The sequence below is a fragment of the Halobacillus sp. GSS1 genome, from assembly GCF_017307035.1.
In the GTDB taxonomy this organism is placed as follows: Bacteria; Bacillota; Bacilli; order Bacillales; family Halobacillaceae; genus Halobacillus; species Halobacillus litoralis.
This window is the reverse complement of record NZ_JAFLHE010000001.1, coordinates 535,656-554,495: the sequence shown is the minus strand read 5'-3', so window position 1 is coordinate 554,495 and position 18,840 is coordinate 535,656. Positions and strand designations below refer to the sequence as shown.

The following is an 18,840-nucleotide window of genomic DNA, read 5'->3' as shown; positions in this document are numbered from 1 at the left end:
TTTTTCTGATTCTTTAATGTGGAATATCGTTACTCTTTCTTTTTACTAATTTGAAGGGGCTGTTCCTGAAGGGGAAGACCTTTCTCGATACTCCCGATGTCACAAAGAGGTACAAAACTAGTTGTCCCAGGTACGAGCAGATCTTCAATTTCAAGGACATAGTTTTCCAGCCCCCTGAATCTACCAGTAAATATACCTGCACCTTCTTCTACGAAAAAGGTGATCCCGATGGTATCACCACAACAAAATCGATTGGAAATGATATGAGCCAAACCAGTAACACAACAATTACAGGTTGTCGCATCATTATGATCATAAGAGTTGCAACTTCTATAATTAGGGTTATTATTCACAAAAATACACCTCCCCTGTTGCAAGATATATTATTCTATGAGGTCGCATGCTTTCTTGTATAGATTAATAACCTGCTTGTCCTCTATATCGTAGAGAAGATAGACTATAGACCCTCTTGATTACATATAAAAGATGGGAGCCAGCCATCTATTCTGACATTTTTTATAGTTAATGCCCCAGTGATCAATAGGGTGTATGGATAATTATGTTAAACTTAGCCAAGTAGGGTTAACCACTAGACTTCAAGGTCTTGGGATGAACCAAAGACCAAATCTATCATGATGAGAGGTAGGAAATATGGACATATGTATTCGAACTGCCGAGCTGAACGATTATGAATCATTATTGCCTTTATTCAGGCAGGTTCACGAATTCCACGTGCAGGCAAGGCCGGATGTGTACAAAAAGAATTCGACTCCGGTTCAACAAGCGTTTTATGAAAGCCAGGTGAAGGATAGCAAACAACATCTCTTTGTGGCGGTCACAGGCAAGGAGGTCATAGGAGTTATCGTGACGAAGGAAGAAGAAATACCTGAAAATTCGTTTGTCAAAGCGAGGAAAGTATTATCTATTAACAGTTTATGCGTAGCTGAAACGTATAGGAACAAAGGTGTCGGAAAAAAACTGGCGGCCTATGTTTTTGATTTTGTGAAGAGCCTCAACGTTGAAAGTATTGAATTGGGAGTATCTGAGAGCAATACATCAGCCATAGAATTCTACAAGTCCCTCGGGATGACAACCAGGAGCAGAAAAATGGAGATGGTGTTCAACGAAAGGGACAATTAAAAAGAATATCCTCCACCATCTCTCAGAATCGAATCGTCTAAAGGGAGCGTTCATCCAAGTACAGGCAATATTTACAGCGGGATGTTGATAGTCGTATGTTCTTGTGGTGAAAATATCGCTTTTTGATGGAAGGAAAGTGGAGACTCCAAGGATATAAGTACATGGGTGAGGGTGTTTATTCGTTTTTTGAAACATATGTTATACAAATCAATCCAGATGCGATATTTGGGAATGCGAAACAAAGGGATCCTTTTCTTTTATAGAAGTATGGTTTGGCAGCCTTTCATTCATGATGTTCATTACATCAATCATGAGGTATGTGGTATTCATTCGGTTAAAAGTTCTATGAAAAGGTGTGGATGATGTGGCCTTAATGTTTGATAAAGAACGATTCGTAGATGAACGTTTGTTGAGTGTCAGCGTAAAGAATAAAGGTCTTAATTATGGATTAGGCTGCTTAGATGGAATCCGGGCTTTTTGGAACGATGAGAAAGAGCAATTGTTTATCTTTCGATTAGAGGATCATATGAAAAGATTGCACGGATCCGGGAAGAGTTTGTTTATTAACATCCCTTATACGGTAGAGCAATTGTCCTCCATAACGAAACAGTTGCTGCTTTTAAATCAGGTCACTCAGGATGTTTACATCCGCCCCATTTGTTTCAAGGGAGCCAATACGTTACGTCCGGATTTAAATGATCCTTTCAATCATCTGGCTATCTATACACACTATACAGAGTATGAACCGAAGCCATATTTGAAGCTCTGTATTTCTTCATGGACCAGAATAGGCAGTAATATGATTCCTCCTCAAACCAAACCTACCGCAGGCTATATGAATTCTGCTTTGGCGAGTGAAGAGGCGGCGACCAATGGATTTGATGGAGCAATCCTGTTAACCGCAGAAGGCAATGTCAGTGAGGAAGCGACGGCAAATCTATTCATTATCCGGGATGGTCAAGTGTACACTCCTCCTGTATCAGATGACATTCTTCCGGGGATCACCAGAGATACAACCGCCCAAATTTTCATGAATGAGATGAACATACAAGTACGTGAGCAAAGTTTAACAAGGGTCGAATTATATGAAGCAGATGAAGTATTTTTAACAGGAACAGCGATGGGGATTAAACCTGTAACCGAGATCGATCGGAGAGTGATCGGCAGCGGGCAGGTTGGTCCCATGACATCTAAAGCTCAAGAAATCTATCAATTAATTGTGCGGGGGAATCTCCCTTCCTATATGAATTATTGTACTCCTGTGTATGAGAAAGAAAAGAACTTTAACTAATATAATTGCCTGAGGTCTATTATGAATAGGAAAAATCTACTTTTCTAAGATACAAGGAAAAGTAGATGAAAGGAGGGGGATACTAAAATGGTGATAATGGGGACACTCCTGATTGTTCTTTTTGTCCAACTCCTATATTTAGTGATCAAAGTTAAAAACAGTAACGAACAGAAATACTATCTACCTGCCCTTATTGTATTTGGAATGACTAGCTGGTTGATTTATAAAACCTTTACGATGAACGGATTTGGAGTGGTTAACACTGCGATTTTTTCTGCTTTAGGTCTGGTTGTTTCATTTGTCTTTACAAAACACCCTCCGTTCTTAAATGAAAAAAGGAACTAAGGGCTGCTGACCAATCGCCAATAGCCCGTCTTTTAATATTAAGCAATATTATTGTAGAGGAAAAGGAACATCAATAAGGTGAAAATACTACTTATGATCACTCCTATAATTCCATGCTTTTTTGATATTTTCTCCACCCATTTGAGGATAACCAGGTAGAAAGCAGCTACCACGACTGCCATGAAACTCCATTGGAAGAGCAACGGAAGAACCAGAACCATGCCAATAACGCCTACAATGATATAAAAGCCAAATTCAATGAAGGCCTTTCCTATTTCTATATCCAGCTTATTTACAATCTTTTCTATCAGGAATGAAAAAGGAAAAACTAATAAAAATAGACCTAAAAAAACTAAATAAGTGATTCCGTATAAATGACTTATGAACAGATCTGTATCTTTTGTAAAATAAATCGCGAAAATTATTGACGTAACGTTACCACAAATCAATGTACTCAGTAATTTACTCATACACCACCCACCTTCAATATCTCAACTTAATGGTACCATAATCATATTTTTAAGAGTTGTACGGGCAGTGATTAAGCCGACAAACCAACGCTGTGAGAGGACCTTATAAATGGCTTTTTCACCGACGTACTTAGAAAGTAAACGGGAGGATACATATGATTGATGTATATATTTACACGCTGGACACATTAGCAGATTGGGAACTTGGGTATGTGACCTCAGAGTTAAATTCAGGTCAATATTTTAAGAGAAGTAGTGATCCTGTGTGCGTTAAGACTGTAGGGGCTGATCTGGATTCTGTTGTAACGAAGGGAGGAATGAGAGTAATACCAGAGATCACCACTGACGACGTCCCTGTTTCTCCATCATCCGTATTGCTGCTTCCTGGAGCAGATACGTGGAATGATCCAAAGCACAAACCGATTATTGATAAAGCAATAGAATTGTTGGATTGTGGAGGGACTATAGCTGCCATTTGCGGGGCTACTACTGTCCTGGCTGAAGCAGGTGTATTTGACAATCGTGTCCATACTAGCAACAGTCTTGAATATCTCAAAATGGTGAGCCCGAGCTATAAAGGAGAATCTCATTATAGAGATGTCAAAGCAGTTTCAGATCAAAACCTGATAACAGCTAGCTCAGCAGGAGCGTTGCTTTTTGCACAACTTATCCTAGCGAAGTTGGATGTTTTTTCTGAAGAAACCCTGGAGGCATGGTATAACTACTTCCAAACTGGTGATCCGAAATATTTTTATAACTTAATGCAAACATTGCCTTCTTCAAAGAAATAAACATAAGGTGATTGGAAATATCCCTAAATTAAGCCTTAGAAAAGATCGTGTTATTCTACAAGTATTGAATAAATAGTAGGTGGAACTGTTAATTAAGAGGAACCATTTTAAGAAATGAGGGTTTGTATGAAGGATTTATCGTTCCAGGAATTACAGAACTACCTGGCATTAAAGTATGACGATTCAGGCACCTCTTCTGCTTTGTTTATGAAATTAGTAGAGGAGGTTGGGGAAGTAGCAGAGGTCCTTAACCAGACAGAAGGCAGGAAGGAAAAGCAAGGGGATTCTTCTTTAGAGAAAGAGTTAGTGGATGTGATCCATTATGCAGTGGCGATTGCAAGTGTAAATCATATCAACCTGACAAAGGCCATTTTAAAAAAGGATAAGCAAGCAGCAGTAAAATATCATCAATATCCTAATTTAGAAGAGTTTTTAGTAGTTCAAAATAATGAGAATTGAGTGTTGGAAACATTACATAGGGCGTTTATCCAAAAAGTGATTAATTCCCCATCTTAGGAGGGGTAAAGATGATTCGTGAATTGGGTCAATCTGAATTCCACAAATGTGAAAAATTAGTGAACGATGAGGGACACCTGGAAGTTAAAGCGGTAATACAGGGGAATAATCCCGGTAGAATTTTTGTAGATAATCAAGAATCTCCTAAAACAGGAATGATCTGGTTGGGGAATCATGATGGTTTTTTCTTTATTGGAGACGAAGAAAATGGAGCATTCAACGATCATATCAACGATTTTTTAGCTCAGGTGATTTTTCCTGAAGCAAAGAAGATGAAGGTACATAATTTTATTGCCATTGGTCATCATTCAAGATGGGAAGAGACCCTAGAGAGGGTTTTTAAATACGAGCGCATGCAGAAATCAAATCAGAATGTTTATAAGATGGCAGAAATAGATGATATAAATCAAAATGAACCTTTAATTTACCAAGATTATAAGGTAGTAAAAATCAACAAAGAACTTTTAGACAATACGGATAATAAAATTGAAAACGTAGGTTTTTTACGTTCAAAAATAAAAGAATTTTGGTCTTCTCCCTTGGAATTTTTTCAAAAGGGGGAGGGTTATGGAATTATCTATCATAATAAGGTTGTGAGTTTGTGTTTTTCTGGCTTTGTAGCAGGAAAAGTTCACTCGATCGATGTTGAAACCCTTGAGGAACACCAGGAGAATAAATTAGGCCAGAAGGCAGCTCACAATATGGTGAAAGAATGTTTAAGGAAAGGGCTGATTCCTTACTGGGACTGTGAAGTGAAGAATGCACCTTCCAATACCATTGCAAAAAAATTAGGATTGGATATGTATTTAAACTATAACGTCTACATCTTTCCAATTGAGGATTAATTTGGTGTTATGTAAAGAACACCCGTGTCTTTTAGATTACAATTATACATAGTGATCGTTTCAAGGAGGGTGAATGATGAAAAGAACCTTAATTGGTGGATTCGTCATGTTAGGTGGGTTATTCATAACAATGTCGATGATCATAGCAGGAGCGATCTATGCCCCTCATATGACTTCATGGTCTGGTAAATCAAAGTTATGGTATGCCGTTTTCGGGGGCAGACAATATGGGGATGAGACCGTAGATTCATTATTTTTAGGGTTTCCATTCATACTTGGTGTAATCCTTACAATTGGTGGGCTCGTCATCTTATGTTTCGAGTATTATGAAACGATTGAGAAGAAAGGTTAACTCACTTGGACAAGGAAAGAATCCTTCCTCTAAATCGTTGTTTTCTTCAGAATATTTTGAGATGATGGTTACCGGTAAAATGATCACCTGTCGACGGAGGTGAACGATATGGAAAACTTTTATACCCCGGTGGGGAAGACGAGAGCAACTCATGCAAAGCCTGTGAATAGATGGCGATTCTTTGCATGGGGATCAATGGGTTAATATCGTCATAAGATCGCTTATTCATTTGGCTTTGCCCCTTATATTTATTGAACATAAAAATAAGGAGCTGGCGATAAATGAAATATGTGAATGCCAAAGAAGCTTTACCGGCCGAGTTGTTAAAAGAAGTCCAGAAATATATCCAAGGGGAGACCCTTTATGTGCCCAAATCTGCGAGTAACCGCGGAAAGTGGGGAGCGCGGACAGGCATTAGAGCAGAATTGAAGGAACGAAACAGGAAGATCAAAGAAGAATATTCAGATGGAAGGTCATTGGAAGAGATTTCATGGAATTACCATCTGTCCGTAGAAACCATTAAAAAAATCATCTATTCCCGAAAAGAGGTTACCTGACCAGGTAATCATTTTTTTGATGGTTTCTATTCTAAATAAAACTCGTCCTATTATTGGTCTCCTGTTTACCGTTATGATAAGACCAGGATCGATAAAGGAGGAAGGGTTATGGGGAAAGACAGTATAAAACTGTTAGAGGACGAACGGGTTTATTTAAGGCCTTTGGAACAGGAGGATCTCGGTTTATTTTATACAAAAGCTCTCTGGGATAGAGAAGGAAGAAGGCTTACGGGCACACAAGCGGTGTTCAGTCGACAGGGGGTCCAAAACTGGTTCGATCGAATCGCATTGGATGATTCAAGGATCGATCTGGTCATCTGTTTACAGGAGACGGACCAAATAATTGGAGATATCGCTATGCTGGACATCGATTATCAAAACAGAAAATCTGTCGTGAGAATTTCAATTTTTGATAAAAATTATTGGGGGCACGGGTATGGTACCGCCTCCCTGTCATTATTGATACGGTATGGATTTGAGATGTTGAATATGAACAGGATTGGACTGGATGTGTTTTCATTTAATGAAAGAGCATGGAAATGTTATCAAAAGTTAGGCTTTCGAGAAGAAGGCAGGCTGAGAGAAGACTTATTTTACGATGGGAAGTATCATGACTCCATAGTAATGAGTATCCTGAAACGGGAATTTTACGAGTCTCCTTGACCTATAGCCTGATAAGGAATTGACTTAGAATATACATGAAAAGTAAGATGCCGATGCCTGCTAAACTGTAGCCTAAACGTTTCCGTTCAGATAAGTGCTCTCCTTTAATCGCTTTCCAATCAGGATAGAAAAAGCTGATGACCCGGACAGCTATGATTCCGATAGCGATTAAAACAACAGCCAGTACTTCCATAAGAAAGACTCCTTTTTACCATACTCGTTTCCTTACAGGGGCGAAGTAAAACCAAAAGGAGAAGACAGGTCGGTCGTATGATCATCAGATTCTATAGAAAAAGGAGATGGAAAGAGTGGATGCCAAGGTTCGTGAAATCGCAGAAAGAGAAGGTTTTTCAGGCTCTATTGTTGTTAAACAGGGAGAGGAAGTCGTCTATTCAGAAGGGTTTGGTTACAGAAATCTTGCTGAAAGCCTTCCTAATCAAAAGGATACAAAATTCGGTATAGCTTCAGGCAGCAAATTGTTCACAGCTGTAGCTATTGCTCAGCTCGTGGAACAGAATCAGTTCGCTTACGATACGCCCGTTCATCAGTTGTTGGAGCAAAGCCTCCATTGTATCGATGAACGAGTGACCATTCACCACTTATTGACACATACGTCAGGAATCCCTGATTATTTTGATGAAGCAGTCATGGACGACTTTTCAGAACTGTGGGAAGAGAAGCCGATGTATAAGATGGAAAATCTCGAGGATTTCCTGCCGATGTTTGTAGATAAGGAGAAAATGTTCGATCCAGGAGAGAAATTCCACTACAATAATGCAGGTTTCATCATTTTAGGGTTGGTGGTGGAAGCTGTAGCGAACCAGTCTTATATCACATATGTAACGGAAAACATCTTCAAAGCGGCCGGCATGCAGGATTCTGGTCATTACCGTTTGGATCAGCTGCCTGGCAACACTGCCCTTGGATACATAGAAAAAGATGGGGTTATCAAAACCAATGTGTATGACGTTCCTGTCGTCGGTGGATCGGATGGGGGAGCATTTGTTACAGGTCTGGACATGATTGGTTTTTGGGAAGCCTTGCTGGGTGAAAAACTTATGGGTGCCGTCCATGTCGAGCGGCTTTTAACGAAACACATAAAAGTCAAAAGTGGCACTTCATACGGATATGGAATTTGGCTCGATGATGTACATGATCAGACCGTTTACCATGTGATGGGCTATGATCCTGGTGTTCAATTCCATTCTTGCGTTTATCCAGAACGTCAAGCGATTGTGACAGTTCTTTCCAATAAAGGGGGAGGGGCATTTAAAATCGTCCAAGCGGTGGAAGAACTTTTGCAGAAATAAACTAAGGGGAGGGGAAACCTCCCTTTATTCTGTGTTGAAGTTCTGGGTGCCGAAGTCTGTAATTTCTGTTGTTATTTCAACTTTGAAATCCATGTCAGGAAAGATTTCGTTCCATTCTTTTTTATGTTCTCTCCAATACTTCGGTTCGTGGATATTTACCCATTTGGATATATTGAGAAAATCGATTTGGTATTCCTGCTGGGCGAGTTTCAGCACACGCTCCACTTTTCTCTGGATGACTGTATTCGCAGCTTCTTCAATCCCTTTTTTCCATCCCTTATTGTATACATTTCTACCTGTTCCCCAGTCTTCTGCCAGAACTGTCGACGTGCTGATCTGAATCGTCATCTCCGGTTTATCTCCGCTCACTTTGGTCTTGAACTTCGTTTTCGACCCCTTGATTTCAAGTACAATCGGTCCGTCATCCACGTTTTCTTCGTCTAAATAGAGGAAGCCGCCTTGCACCGTGTTCTGGATATAGCGGACTCCTTCCATATCCTCACTATCAATCCAACCGATATACTTAGAACTTCCCGCTTCGATGATTCCTGCTCCGGATGCTTTGATTTTTCCACCATTCAATGCAATGCCCGGGATTAAAAAGCTTTTCTTTTCGGAAATCATTTGTGACATGTCTCCAATTGTGAAGTTTTTTGAGTTTTTATTATTTTTATTCGAGTTTTCACTGAGAGATTTGATTTGAATGGAAGGAAAAAATTCCTTTACTGGATTGGTACTCAGGATATCAGGGACTGGGTCCCGGGTCAGATAGACAGGCGTTGTTCTTCTGAACTCATGGTCACGGATGAACAGGTCGATCACTTTGTCGGCGCGTTCTTTTTCAAATAATGCCGTAGAGGACAGGATTGATTTCAAGTGTGTGTAATTGGGAGGTCGGTTGCTTTCCAATGAGTTGTTACGAATAATCTCAAAAAAGGTTTTCCCGGACTGGGAAATGTTTTGATACGGGACCGTGTGCTGAGAAATGGTTTGCTGTGTCGGAATCTTACCCGGAACGACATATTGGTTGATCATCGTCAGTTCATCCTTTTCTTCGTTGACATCCAGGCCCATGCCCGTGATGATTCCGACATCCTCAATCTCTCGAATATCCCAGCAGCCAGACAACACAAAGAGCATCAGCAAACAAGGGAAAATGATTTTACGCAGCATACGTATTCCCCCTGATCAAAGAGACAATCAACAGAAGTCCTGGTAAGACGATGATTGCTGCGACCGAAATCAATTGGATCTGCGGCGAGTAGTGGAAAACTTCCGTAAGACCTCCAGGAATTAAGGTCAAAGTAAAAATCAGTACACCAGCGACCGGCAGAAACCAACCAGTGGGTGTGAACATATGTTTCAGCCCTAAAGTCAACGCGTACATATAAGCCGTGAAGGAAGTAAAGGCCGTCGTCAACCATCCGAATATGAAAATCAGCTCAAAACGCTCGAAAAAGAAACCTTGAAATTCGATGCTTTTGGCCATTTCAATCGTTGGGAACGTGATTTCTTTCAGCTCTTCCACACCAAGGACTCCAATCGATATGATATGGAAGACCACATAAATGAGCGCGGTCAAACCGATACTTGTCCACATCGTGATCAGAAGATGTTTGGCTTTCTTCTTTTTGATCAGTTTGGCGAAGATCAATAAAAGCTCCATGCCTAAAAAAGAAAAGAACGTGATCTTCACGCCACTGATGGTGCTCCATATATTGTTTTGCAGTACGGGCCGTACATGGTTGATGTCGAAGTTTTTGATACTTAATAAACAAAGGACCAGGAACATCACCATCATGATTGGAAAATAGAGTTGGAAGAACCGGACGATATCTCCCGCTCCGTTATAGATCAAATACATGCTGACGAGAATAAAGGTTCCAATGACCACAGACAGAGGCGTTGTATCCAGCAGGTAATTCTTTATGATTCCTCCAGTCACTCTTAAGATATAGGCAGCAACGATGAGCGTGTAGACAGTGAAGAGAAAGTTGAAAGTGAAGCCTATGAACTTCCCCAGGATTCTTGTGCTCATTTCATAAAAAGTGAGACCAGGATAGCGGGCAGCCAGGGCTACATATAAACAGGAAACAACAGACACCGCGACCGCGCCAAAAATAATACTCAGCCACAGGTCCTGAGAATTTACAGTTTTGGCAAGGTCCCGAGGCATGAGGATGATCCCGATGCCGATCATGGAAGATATGAATACGACGACCATCTGAAGCATGGTCAGTTGTTTCAAATCACTCAATGCGTCCGCCTCCTTTTTTCAACTTGAATCGGATTAAGGAATCTTTCCAACGTTTCACATAGAAAGGTGTGAATGGTTCCATATAGGGCACGGAGAAGCTTTGCAGATGTATAAGGTGAATGCTGACGATGAAGACGGCTAAAATCAAGCCATATATTCCTAGAAATGCGGCAGCAAACAACATGACGAAACTGATGGTTCTAAGCGCCAGACTTAATGCATAATCAGGGATAGTGAATGAACAGATGGCAGCGAAAGATACGACAATGACCATCAAAGGGCTCACTATTCCTGCGGTTACAGCTGCTTCTCCTAATACAATCGCACCGACAATGCTGACGGCAGGTCCGATCGGTTTTGGCAGTCGGATACCGGCTTCTCTCAACGTTTCGATGGTGAGTTGCATGATCAACGCTTCCATGAACGACGGGATCGGCACACCTTCACGGGTTTTGGCGATGGATATGGCAAGATCCGTAGGGATTAAACCATGATGATAGGAGATCAAGGATATATAAATTGAAGGAAGCATGACAGAAAAAAAAGCCGCCATAAACCGCATCAACCTGATGAGCGAAGCTGGAATCCATTTAAAATTGTAATCATCAGCCTGTTGAAATAGACTGTTCAATGTTGTTGGAGCTAGCAGCACAGAAGGAGAACCTTCTACAAAAATCGCTACTCTCCCTTCTACAAGGGCGCTAGCCACTTTCGTAGGTCTTTCGGTTTCCTGAATTTCAGGAAACAGCGAATAGTTGTTCTTTTCAAGTAATTGTTCCATCACTCCACCATCAGGGATGTAATCCTCCTCGATGGCATGAATCCTTGCTCGGACGTCCTTCAACAGTTCTTCATTGACCGTACGATCCACATATGCGATGGATACATTGGTAAAGGACCGGGTACCAATGGTGAATTCTTCAAATTTCAAATCTGTCGAGCGTAGGTGTACACGCAAAAGAGCGACGTTTCGTTCGAGTGATTCGATAAATCCATCACGTGAACCACGCAGTGTCATCTCAGATACTGGTTCCTGGATGGAACGGTAAGCAAATTGTGCCGTGTCGATCGCATACACGGTTTGTTGTTCGATCAGCAGGGTGAAACCATCAAGCAGATATTGATCGACATCGTTTTTTTTCTCTAGCAGCAGCAAAGGTTCTGCGGAAAAAGCATGGGGGAGGGGGCTCTCTTTGTGATTCCACTCTTGAATTGGTAGGAGGATCGCATCCTGGATTTGTTTAACATCCGTGATGGCAGGTATGTAAATGACGTGGACGGAGTGCTCATCCAACTCAAGTTTCTTGATGGTCACGTGGTGGTTCTTCTGCTTTTCACGAAGGATTTGTTCGATGTTCAATGATTGATCCATATACTCACCTCGAATCCCTGTCGTTTTTCTTTAGTATGTACATTTGTTTTTCATTTAAACGAGCGCAATATTTTTCATTTAGTGTATAATTACACTAAGTGATGTGTTAAGCTAATCTATATAAAAAGGAAGGGAGCATCTGTATGAAGCGCAGAAAAATGGCGGCTTGGATTTTTACGATATTGTTTGGAATGATTGGATGGTTTGTTTTTGGCCTTGCGCGAATTCTTTCTTCGGGAAATGAATACATGTATGTCGGTTTCCTGTGCATGGCTGTCTTTTTTGCAGGCAACTATTTCATTCTGAACATACATAAGAGGGTCAAGCAGAAGTGGACATGGGCCATGATGATCCTGATATTCATTGTTCCTTCTGTTCTGTATGGGAGTTATGAATGGTATATACGAAGCATCGAAATTGCGAACGCCGAAGTCGATCTTTCCACTTATCAACCGTACAAGGAAGGATCTGACCTTGCTCGTCTGGATGAGCCTGCTTCTCTGCAACTGGATGAAAGGCTTCCTGAATTAGATGGAGCGACAGCCTTATATCCTGTCTATGCTGCGTTCGCAGAAGCCGTTTATCCGGAAGGGACCTATTCTTATGAGGATCGTAGTGAGAGTCCGGTCACTGTATCAAAAACGAACGGAGCTTTTCAACGGTTATCAAGGTTTCAAGTGGACATCATTTTCACAGCTGGACCTTCCGAGGAGCAGCAAGAGACCTTGAAGCAAATGGAGAAGACAGCGATAGGGAAAGAAGCCTTCGTGTTTTTTGTACATAAAGACAATCCAGTCGACTCTTTAACATTGAAACAATTGAGAGGAATCTATTCTGGTGAAATCACCAATTGGGAAGATGTTGGCGGAAGAAACCAAAAAATCATCGCTTTTCAACGGCCGGAAGGAAGCGGCAGTCAAACAGGATTGGAGAACATGATGGGAAAGACTCCGATTATGGACCCACCTAGAGACCAGCGAGTCAACGGGATGGGCGGGGTGATTGAAAAAGCGTCTGATTACCGGAACCACCGTAACAGTATTGGCTTCAGCTATCGATTTTTCGCGACAAAGATGGTCGACGGGCATCACATCAAGCTGGTGAACATCAATGGCATCGCTCCAAGTGTCCCTCATATCAAAAGCGGTGACTATCCTCTAACCGGAAACTTTTATGCGATTACGAATGGATCAAAAAATCCACACGTCGAGTCTTTCATCGAGTGGATCCTGTCGAGTGAGGGTCAAAGGCTGATTGAAGATACGGGTTATATCCCTGTGAAACAAACCGATCACCCTTAGGCGCTGGTCTACTTGATTGCCCCTTTTATCATATGTGGTTGTTATTTCATTACATGGATTTTCGCAGAACATCACAAAATAGAGGAGAAGGGAGGTCTTTGCACATGGGTAAAAAAGCGAAAAACAAGAGCAAAAAAGACCTGAATGCACTTCGCCGTGAAAAAGGGGAAAAGAACGGTACGGGCAAACAGGATCCTTATCGTTAAGGTCTATAAAAAACGCCTGCTTCCAAATGGGAAGCAGGCGTTCCTTGTTATACCGTTTGTGGTCTATGTTCGATGGTATCATTCAGCTTTCTGAACTTATTCTTGATGACGGACGTGTCAGCAAAAAGATCATGGATCCCCTGATGGCGTTTCGTGAAAGCGACGACCAAATAAGGGAGGCCCAGGATCGCCATGCTGATGTAACGGCCGATGCACTCGCGGAAAATGATTTGACCATTCGATAAAGATTCTCCTTTTAAAGAAACGACAGATAATCCCAGTATCATTTTTCCTAACGTCGCACGGAAGTACTTCGTCATCAGTATGAAATAAGCAAAAAAGATGAGCGATGTCGTAATATTCGCTGCGCTGAACATAGGTACCCAAAGCTCGGCGTCTTCGAGGTTCAAGAGCCGCAGCAAAGGCCGGGTCACAATGCTGTTGACGCTCCAAATGACAATCAAGTCGATGATGTAGGCAAGGAATCTGGAACCGAATCCTGCGTACAACAGTTTTTGGAGGTCGTTTTTCTGATGATGGACCAACAATGATAGCTGCCCATCGTTTTCGTTATGATTGGTGTAATCCATATCGTTCCCTCCTTAATCTGTGTACATATACATCATACGTGGTCCCTGGCGCTTGCTCATCAAGTCTTCGATGTAGCGGATTTCACTATTCGGCATCAAGCTTTCAGCAAGCGGCAGGTTGAAGAAAGATCCCATCGTATTTTTGTACTGGAACACCTGCGGGTCGCCGCCGATTTCTTTTTTCAATGCCTTCAACGTGTCTTCACGGAATCCGATGTCGTCCACCAGTCCGTTCTCAACGGCCTGTTTCCCTGAGTAGATCCGCCCGTCTGCCAATTCTTTCACACGGCTTTCAGACATCTCGCGTCCTTCAACGATGACGTCGACAAACTGCTGATAGGATTCATCGACAAGCGTTTGGAGAATCTCTCTGTCCGCTTCAGTCATTTCCTTCGTCGGGCTCATGATATCCTTAAATTCACCGCTCTTGATGGTATTGAATTTCACACCATATTCATTAGCGAGTTCCTGATAGTTGATGCTTTCCATGATGACTCCTAGAGAACCTGTGAACGTGTCATTACTTGCAAAAATACGATCCGCTGGAGCTGAAACATAATACCCGCCGGAAGCGGCCATGTTCCCCATGGACACGTAAATCGTCTTGCCTGCTTCTTTGATTTCAAGCAGTTTGTCATGAATTTCAGCACTTTCATAAACGCCGCCACCTGGTGAGTTGACATACAGGTGAATCCCTTTGATGGAGTTGTCTTCTTTGATCGCTTCTAATTTTTTCATAAAGCGATCATGCTGGTATCCACCGCCACCGAAAGGATTCGGGTTCGTACTCGGGTTGTCGATGATGGCGCCTTCCAGGTTCAACTCCACAATCCGTTTGCTTCCGGATCCTCGTTCAACGACTTTTTCTTCTAAATTCTCACTGCTTGCAAAAAGGCCCATCGTCTCATTCTCTGCTTCTTCCCCGGTGAAGACGGTTCCGATCAGCTGGACGACAAGAGCGAGAATCAGGATCGTAGCGGCAATAATACTTGCTGTTATTCTTTTGCTCATATGTAAACTCCTTTCTGTCTGATGTTCAGAATTCAACCATACCATAAGGATATGTCCAAATGATACAAAATGAACCTCCCAGTGGTTCTGAACACCTTTTCTACGATTTAGGATTTGTAAGGTTTCATATTTGATTGATTTTTTACGCTCATTTTTTAAAAAAGAGAAAACGCTCTTTACCCCTAATAGGTGAGAGAGAAAGTCTAAGCATAGATGTTTGAAGGAACGGGTAGAGAAGGGGAGGAGGGATTGGACATTGAGTCAAAATAAATTAAGAGTGATCATCATTACGATCATTATTGTCTTTTTAATCGGACTTGTTGGATTATCCATACGAATGGCTCTTCAGCCACAGACCATCAATGGAAAAAGGACGGAAGTGGTTTCCGTCCTTCAATCCGGGTTCACGTGAACAAGTTGGAATCTCTCGCAAACGAGATCCATATCTTCGCTGTATTCATATCCGAGCTCTTCCGCTTCCTTCTTGAAGAACTTCTTATGAACCTCTAACCAGTGTCTATGAGAGAGGTCTCCTTCTCCTTCCGCTCTCGCAAACGCTTCGGTCACTTCATTAAAGGGGACCACTTCCACTTCTGTCGTTCTGATGATGGCGGCTGGTTCATCTTCTCCATTAAGGATGATGTTATATTCACCGACTTCAGGAAGCGCTTCTTTTTCAATCTCATACGCTTGACGTGCCGAGCATGTGGCAGTCTTGACACCATCCATCACCAGTCTTGCCATACGGTCAGGGGCAGTTCCGAATGACCAAGCCTTGACGTTTTCAGGTTTTTCCTGCCCTTTCCAATATCGATCCCAGTACTCTTTTGTCTGTTCGTTCATGTGCGAACACTCCTTTTCCACATAGGGATAGACTTATCGTTTACTTTCATTATGGGATGTTATAATGAATTCCATGCACTTTTTCCATTTTCAGGAGGGAGGAGTTCGATGTATCATGCCAGACCACCACGGTGGGTGATCCCCGCATGTGTCCCCATTTTCATAACAGACCTTCGTGAACAGGACACCACTATACTCACACTTATATTTTTTGCAATGATGCTTCTTATCTATGGGTTCTCTTATCAATTAAAGGTGGACCAAACGATTGAATACCACGTCTGTTTTTTTCACCTTAGGGTTATTGGAAGTACACTGCACCCCGAGGATATACATAAGATTATTTTCAAGGATGCCGGCTGGGGAACGCCCGCCGCAACTATCAAAAAGAAGAGAGGATTTCCATTTCGTGTGATGAATTTTAACTCGGTAGAAGTTTTGGCGGAGCTCGAATGGTTTGCCGAGCATTATCACATCAAAGTGGAGGAAAGAAGCTATTACAGAACGGTTTTTGATAAGAAAATGAGTAAAGAAAAGCAAGGGGCTTAAAAGAATAGGTAAACTATGAAGAAGTGGCTCATGGCAGCGGCCAGGTTTATAAAGGTGGGAACTTTCTGTGGAGATGATTCTTTCGGTCTCATGAAAAGTTGATTTCCATATTATTGACGGGAATATTAAGATTCATTTACATCTCGTCGATAATCCGCCTGTAGCGGTGTATTTTCCATTAAAATAGGGCATGCAACACGTAACACACATCAAAGGAGATACCGACGATGAACGTTGAACAGATCATGCAATTACTCAATCAAAATCCAAAAAAGAAAATAGATGCTCATTCGCTCATTACCGGTGTCACAGATGACTCGCGGAACGTCAGAGAAGGGTATGTCTTTGTAGCCGTCCGAGGTTATCAAGTCGACGGCCATGACTTTATTGACGAAGCGGTCGATAAAGGTGCCTCTGTCGTAGTCAGTGAAGAAAAAGTGGAGCACGACGGAGTGGTTTGTCTAGAGACCGATAACTGCAGGAAAGCGCTGGGACAGATTGCCTCTGCTTTTTATGGAAATCCTTCTGAGGATAAAATTGTGATCGGTGTTACAGGTACGAACGGAAAAACGACAACCTCTCATATGATTAAGCACCTTTGCGAAAAGAATGGCTATTCATGCGGGATGTTCGGAACCATCGATTATGTGGTCAATGACAAAGTCGTTCCCGGAATTCAGACGACACCGAGCGCTCCATTGCTTCAAAAGCTTCTCGCTGAAAGCAAGGATGATGTCGTCGTGATGGAAGTTTCGTCCCATGGACTTGCTCAGTACCGACTGGAAGGAGTAATGTTCGATTACGCCGTATTCACTAACTTATACAAAGATCATTTGGATTACCATGACTCGATGGATTCATATTTTGAGGCCAAATCAAAGCTTTTCCATATGTTGAAACCTGGAGGCAAATCGATCATCAATACGGATGATGCCTGGGGGGAAAAGCTCGCGAGCCTTTTGGAGCAAGAAGGCAGATCCTTGTGTAAGGTGGGTCACCATCTGGAAAATGAGATTATTGTGCAGGAGATTAATACCGATGATTTCAGCGCCTGCATTCAATATAATGGAGAAGAACGAAATGTAAGGTCCCCGCTCCAGGGTACCCACAATGTCTATAATACCTTGGAGGCCTATGGAGTCGGTCTTCAGCTCGGTTTCTCATTTTCTGACATGGAGAGCGCGCTGCAATCCTTACCTGGTATCCGCGGTCGATTTGAACTTTATGAATTTGAAAACGGCCCGACCGTCGTCATTGACTATGCCCATACTGCAGACAGCATTGAACATGTCCTGGATACAGCAAGGCAGCAGGGAGCTGCTTCCCTGACGCATGTGTTCGGTTTTCGTGGGGACAGGGATGTATCAAAAAGGGGAGAAATGATTGGTGCTTCCGCCATACGATCAGACCATTACATCCTTACACTTGATGATCTGAATACAGCGGGCTACGAAGAAATGGTAGCCACGCTTGAAGACCTGCAAAAAGAGTATGGCGATTCGAAAGGCAGGATTATCCCGGATCGGACGCTCGCGATTGAAGAAGCCATTGTCAACAGCGGAGCGAGGGATTGGGTGATCATCACTGGGAAAGGCCATGAGAGCTACCAGCAGAATTACCATTATCCTATGAATTCGGACAAGGAAATGGTAGAGGATATGAAACGGAAACTGAAATCAGTGAAGAAAGACATGATGGCGTGAACCTGCTTTTGAAGGCAGGTTCTTTTTTTATTCCATTGAAAATCTCAGCTGGAATAAATGTAACTATTTACCAACCCTTTCATCTTATGAAGGAACTTTGGACGCTTTTAGAGAAAGTTACAAGTGAATACAAAAAAGGATGTGAATGAATGGGGAAAGAGGTATTAATCGTCATTGATGTGCAAAACTCAGTCATGGAAAACAGCTATCAGTGTGAAGAGAAAATCAACAATATGAATCGCGCCATCCATCGGGCGAGAGAAAAGCAGGTTCCAGTGATTTACGTGCAGCATGAATATCCGGAAGGTCCGATGAAACGTGGCGCAGAGGGCTGGCAGCTGCATCCGGACCTGGAGAAGCCTCTGGAGCAGGATGGAGTGATTTTCAAAACGGTTCCGAACGCCTTTGTGAATACATCCCTAAAGAAGGCGCTTGATAAGGCTGAAGCGGACCATCTCTTTATTTGCGGGGCACAGACGGACTATTGTGTCGACTCTACTTCACGGGGAGCTTTTGATCATGGCTATCGCGTTACTTTAATTTCAGACGCTCATACCACTTGTTCGAACGATTTTTTGACAGCTGCTCAGATTATCGACCACACTCAACATACGCTGACAAATTTCTGGAGTGAAACAGCAGCTATTGATTTGAAATCTTCCCATGAGCTCGGATGGGAGAGAGTGAAGTAATTAAAGAGGTCACCATCCGCAGTTACTTTCATTTTG

General features: G+C 42.2%; 24 protein-coding genes. 15 read left to right on the top strand and 9 right to left on the bottom strand.

From position 1 onward, the window contains the following. Positions 1-29: 29 nt before the first annotated feature. Entirely contained in the window at positions 30-353 is a 324-nt protein-coding gene (locus J0K78_RS02855; RefSeq protein WP_206945296.1) for a hypothetical protein, read from the bottom strand. A 298-nt stretch (positions 354-651) separates the two neighbouring features. Here J0K78_RS02855 and J0K78_RS02850 point away from each other — a divergent pair, with 298 nt between their 5' ends. From J0K78_RS02850 to J0K78_RS02840, 3 genes are all read left to right on the top strand, one after another. Further along, a complete protein-coding gene (locus tag J0K78_RS02850; protein WP_206945295.1) occupies positions 652-1,140 on the top strand; it encodes a GNAT family N-acetyltransferase in 489 nt (162 codons plus the stop codon). Positions 1,141-1,513: 373 nt separating this feature from the next. Then, positions 1,514-2,431, top strand: a complete 918-nt coding sequence (locus tag J0K78_RS02845; RefSeq protein ID WP_242517722.1) for a branched-chain amino acid transaminase — start codon at positions 1,514-1,516, stop codon at positions 2,429-2,431. Between the two features lie 87 nt (positions 2,432-2,518). Next, a complete protein-coding gene (locus tag J0K78_RS02840; RefSeq protein ID WP_206945293.1) occupies positions 2,519-2,776 on the top strand; it encodes a hypothetical protein in 258 nt (85 codons plus the stop codon). A 38-nt stretch (positions 2,777-2,814) separates the two neighbouring features. On the opposite strand, the gene J0K78_RS02835 is transcribed toward J0K78_RS02840, so the two are convergent. Continuing rightward, positions 2,815-3,246 carry a hypothetical protein gene (locus tag J0K78_RS02835; RefSeq protein ID WP_206945292.1) on the bottom strand — a complete coding sequence of 144 codons (432 nt, stop codon included), beginning with the start codon at positions 3,244-3,246 and terminating at the stop codon, positions 2,815-2,817. A 155-nt stretch (positions 3,247-3,401) separates the two neighbouring features. Here J0K78_RS02835 and J0K78_RS02830 point away from each other — a divergent pair, with 155 nt between their 5' ends. From J0K78_RS02830 to J0K78_RS02805, 6 genes are all read left to right on the top strand, one after another. Beyond that, positions 3,402-4,037 (top strand): DJ-1/PfpI family protein, encoded by a 636-nt coding sequence (locus J0K78_RS02830; RefSeq protein ID WP_206945291.1) that lies wholly within the window; start codon positions 3,402-3,404, stop codon positions 4,035-4,037. A 126-nt stretch (positions 4,038-4,163) separates the two neighbouring features. After that, positions 4,164-4,496 carry a MazG nucleotide pyrophosphohydrolase domain-containing protein gene (locus tag J0K78_RS02825; protein ID WP_206945290.1) on the top strand — a complete coding sequence of 111 codons (333 nt, stop codon included), beginning with the start codon at positions 4,164-4,166 and terminating at the stop codon, positions 4,494-4,496. 68 nt (positions 4,497-4,564) lie between these two features. After that, the gene (locus J0K78_RS02820; protein ID WP_206945289.1) at positions 4,565-5,398 is read left to right on the top strand and encodes a GNAT family N-acetyltransferase; all 834 of its coding nucleotides are present in this window, start codon (positions 4,565-4,567) and stop codon (positions 5,396-5,398) included. 76 nt (positions 5,399-5,474) lie between these two features. After that, entirely contained in the window at positions 5,475-5,750 is a 276-nt protein-coding gene (locus tag J0K78_RS02815; RefSeq protein ID WP_206945288.1) for a hypothetical protein, read from the top strand. Positions 5,751-6,031: 281 nt separating this feature from the next. Then, complete coding sequence (locus J0K78_RS02810; protein WP_206945287.1) at positions 6,032-6,307, top strand: CD3324 family protein; 276 nt, start codon at positions 6,032-6,034, stop codon at positions 6,305-6,307. Between the two features lie 108 nt (positions 6,308-6,415). After that, complete coding sequence (locus J0K78_RS02805) at positions 6,416-6,970, top strand: GNAT family N-acetyltransferase (RefSeq protein ID WP_206945286.1); 555 nt, start codon at positions 6,416-6,418, stop codon at positions 6,968-6,970. 1 nt (position 6,971) lies between these two features. Here the strand turns inward: J0K78_RS02805 and J0K78_RS02800 are convergent, their stop codons facing one another. Then, the gene (locus J0K78_RS02800) at positions 6,972-7,163 is read right to left on the bottom strand and encodes a hypothetical protein (RefSeq protein WP_160914787.1); all 192 of its coding nucleotides are present in this window, start codon (positions 7,161-7,163) and stop codon (positions 6,972-6,974) included. Positions 7,164-7,269: 106 nt separating this feature from the next. Between J0K78_RS02800 and J0K78_RS02795 the strand changes: the two genes are divergently transcribed. After that, positions 7,270-8,280 carry a serine hydrolase domain-containing protein gene (locus J0K78_RS02795; RefSeq protein WP_206945285.1) on the top strand — a complete coding sequence of 337 codons (1,011 nt, stop codon included), beginning with the start codon at positions 7,270-7,272 and terminating at the stop codon, positions 8,278-8,280. Positions 8,281-8,304: 24 nt separating this feature from the next. Here J0K78_RS02795 and J0K78_RS02790 read toward each other — a convergent pair whose 3' ends face one another. From J0K78_RS02790 to J0K78_RS02780, 3 genes are read right to left on the bottom strand one after another with little or no spacing between them, the layout of a single operon-like run. Continuing rightward, on the bottom strand, positions 8,305-9,453 hold the full coding sequence (locus J0K78_RS02790) for a Ger(x)C family spore germination protein (RefSeq protein ID WP_206945284.1): 1,149 nt from the start codon (positions 9,451-9,453) through the stop codon (positions 8,305-8,307). Next, positions 9,443-10,537 carry a GerAB/ArcD/ProY family transporter gene (locus J0K78_RS02785; protein WP_206945283.1) on the bottom strand — a complete coding sequence of 365 codons (1,095 nt, stop codon included), beginning with the start codon at positions 10,535-10,537 and terminating at the stop codon, positions 9,443-9,445. The genes J0K78_RS02790 and J0K78_RS02785 overlap by 11 nt, the downstream gene beginning before the upstream one ends. Further along, positions 10,530-11,909: a spore germination protein gene (locus tag J0K78_RS02780; RefSeq protein WP_206945282.1), complete on the bottom strand. Its 1,380-nt coding sequence runs from the start codon at positions 11,907-11,909 to the stop codon at positions 10,530-10,532. The genes J0K78_RS02785 and J0K78_RS02780 overlap by 8 nt, the downstream gene beginning before the upstream one ends. A 143-nt stretch (positions 11,910-12,052) precedes the next feature. Between J0K78_RS02780 and J0K78_RS02775 the strand changes: the two genes are divergently transcribed. Continuing rightward, positions 12,053-13,210, top strand: coding sequence for a PstS family phosphate ABC transporter substrate-binding protein (locus tag J0K78_RS02775; protein ID WP_206945281.1), 1,158 nt, complete (start codon positions 12,053-12,055; stop codon positions 13,208-13,210). Between the two features lie 253 nt (positions 13,211-13,463). On the opposite strand, the gene J0K78_RS02770 is transcribed toward J0K78_RS02775, so the two are convergent. Together J0K78_RS02770 and sppA are read right to left on the bottom strand one after the other, a co-directional pair. After that, a complete protein-coding gene (locus J0K78_RS02770) occupies positions 13,464-14,006 on the bottom strand; it encodes an RDD family protein (RefSeq protein WP_206945280.1) in 543 nt (180 codons plus the stop codon). 12 nt (positions 14,007-14,018) lie between these two features. Further along, positions 14,019-15,017, bottom strand: coding sequence for a signal peptide peptidase SppA (gene sppA, locus J0K78_RS02765; RefSeq protein WP_206945279.1), 999 nt, complete (start codon positions 15,015-15,017; stop codon positions 14,019-14,021). Between the two features lie 256 nt (positions 15,018-15,273). On the opposite strand from sppA, the gene J0K78_RS02760 reads away from it, so the two are divergent. Further along, entirely contained in the window at positions 15,274-15,429 is a 156-nt protein-coding gene (locus J0K78_RS02760) for a hypothetical protein (RefSeq protein ID WP_206945278.1), read from the top strand. On the opposite strand, the gene J0K78_RS02755 is transcribed toward J0K78_RS02760, so the two are convergent. Further along, positions 15,411-15,860 carry an ASCH domain-containing protein gene (locus J0K78_RS02755; protein ID WP_206945277.1) on the bottom strand — a complete coding sequence of 150 codons (450 nt, stop codon included), beginning with the start codon at positions 15,858-15,860 and terminating at the stop codon, positions 15,411-15,413. The genes J0K78_RS02760 and J0K78_RS02755 overlap by 19 nt on opposite strands. A 108-nt stretch (positions 15,861-15,968) precedes the next feature. On the opposite strand from J0K78_RS02755, the gene J0K78_RS02750 reads away from it, so the two are divergent. The 3 genes from J0K78_RS02750 to J0K78_RS02740 all read left to right on the top strand — a co-directional run bounded on the left by J0K78_RS02750 (position 15,969) and on the right by J0K78_RS02740 (position 18,804). Then, positions 15,969-16,409: a hypothetical protein gene (locus tag J0K78_RS02750; RefSeq protein ID WP_206945276.1), complete on the top strand. Its 441-nt coding sequence runs from the start codon at positions 15,969-15,971 to the stop codon at positions 16,407-16,409. A 227-nt stretch (positions 16,410-16,636) separates the two neighbouring features. Then, a complete protein-coding gene (locus J0K78_RS02745) occupies positions 16,637-18,112 on the top strand; it encodes a UDP-N-acetylmuramoyl-L-alanyl-D-glutamate--2,6-diaminopimelate ligase (RefSeq protein WP_206945275.1) in 1,476 nt (491 codons plus the stop codon). Positions 18,113-18,261: 149 nt separating this feature from the next. Beyond that, positions 18,262-18,804: a cysteine hydrolase family protein gene (locus J0K78_RS02740; RefSeq protein WP_206945274.1), complete on the top strand. Its 543-nt coding sequence runs from the start codon at positions 18,262-18,264 to the stop codon at positions 18,802-18,804. The last annotated feature ends 36 nt before the right edge of the window (positions 18,805-18,840 follow it).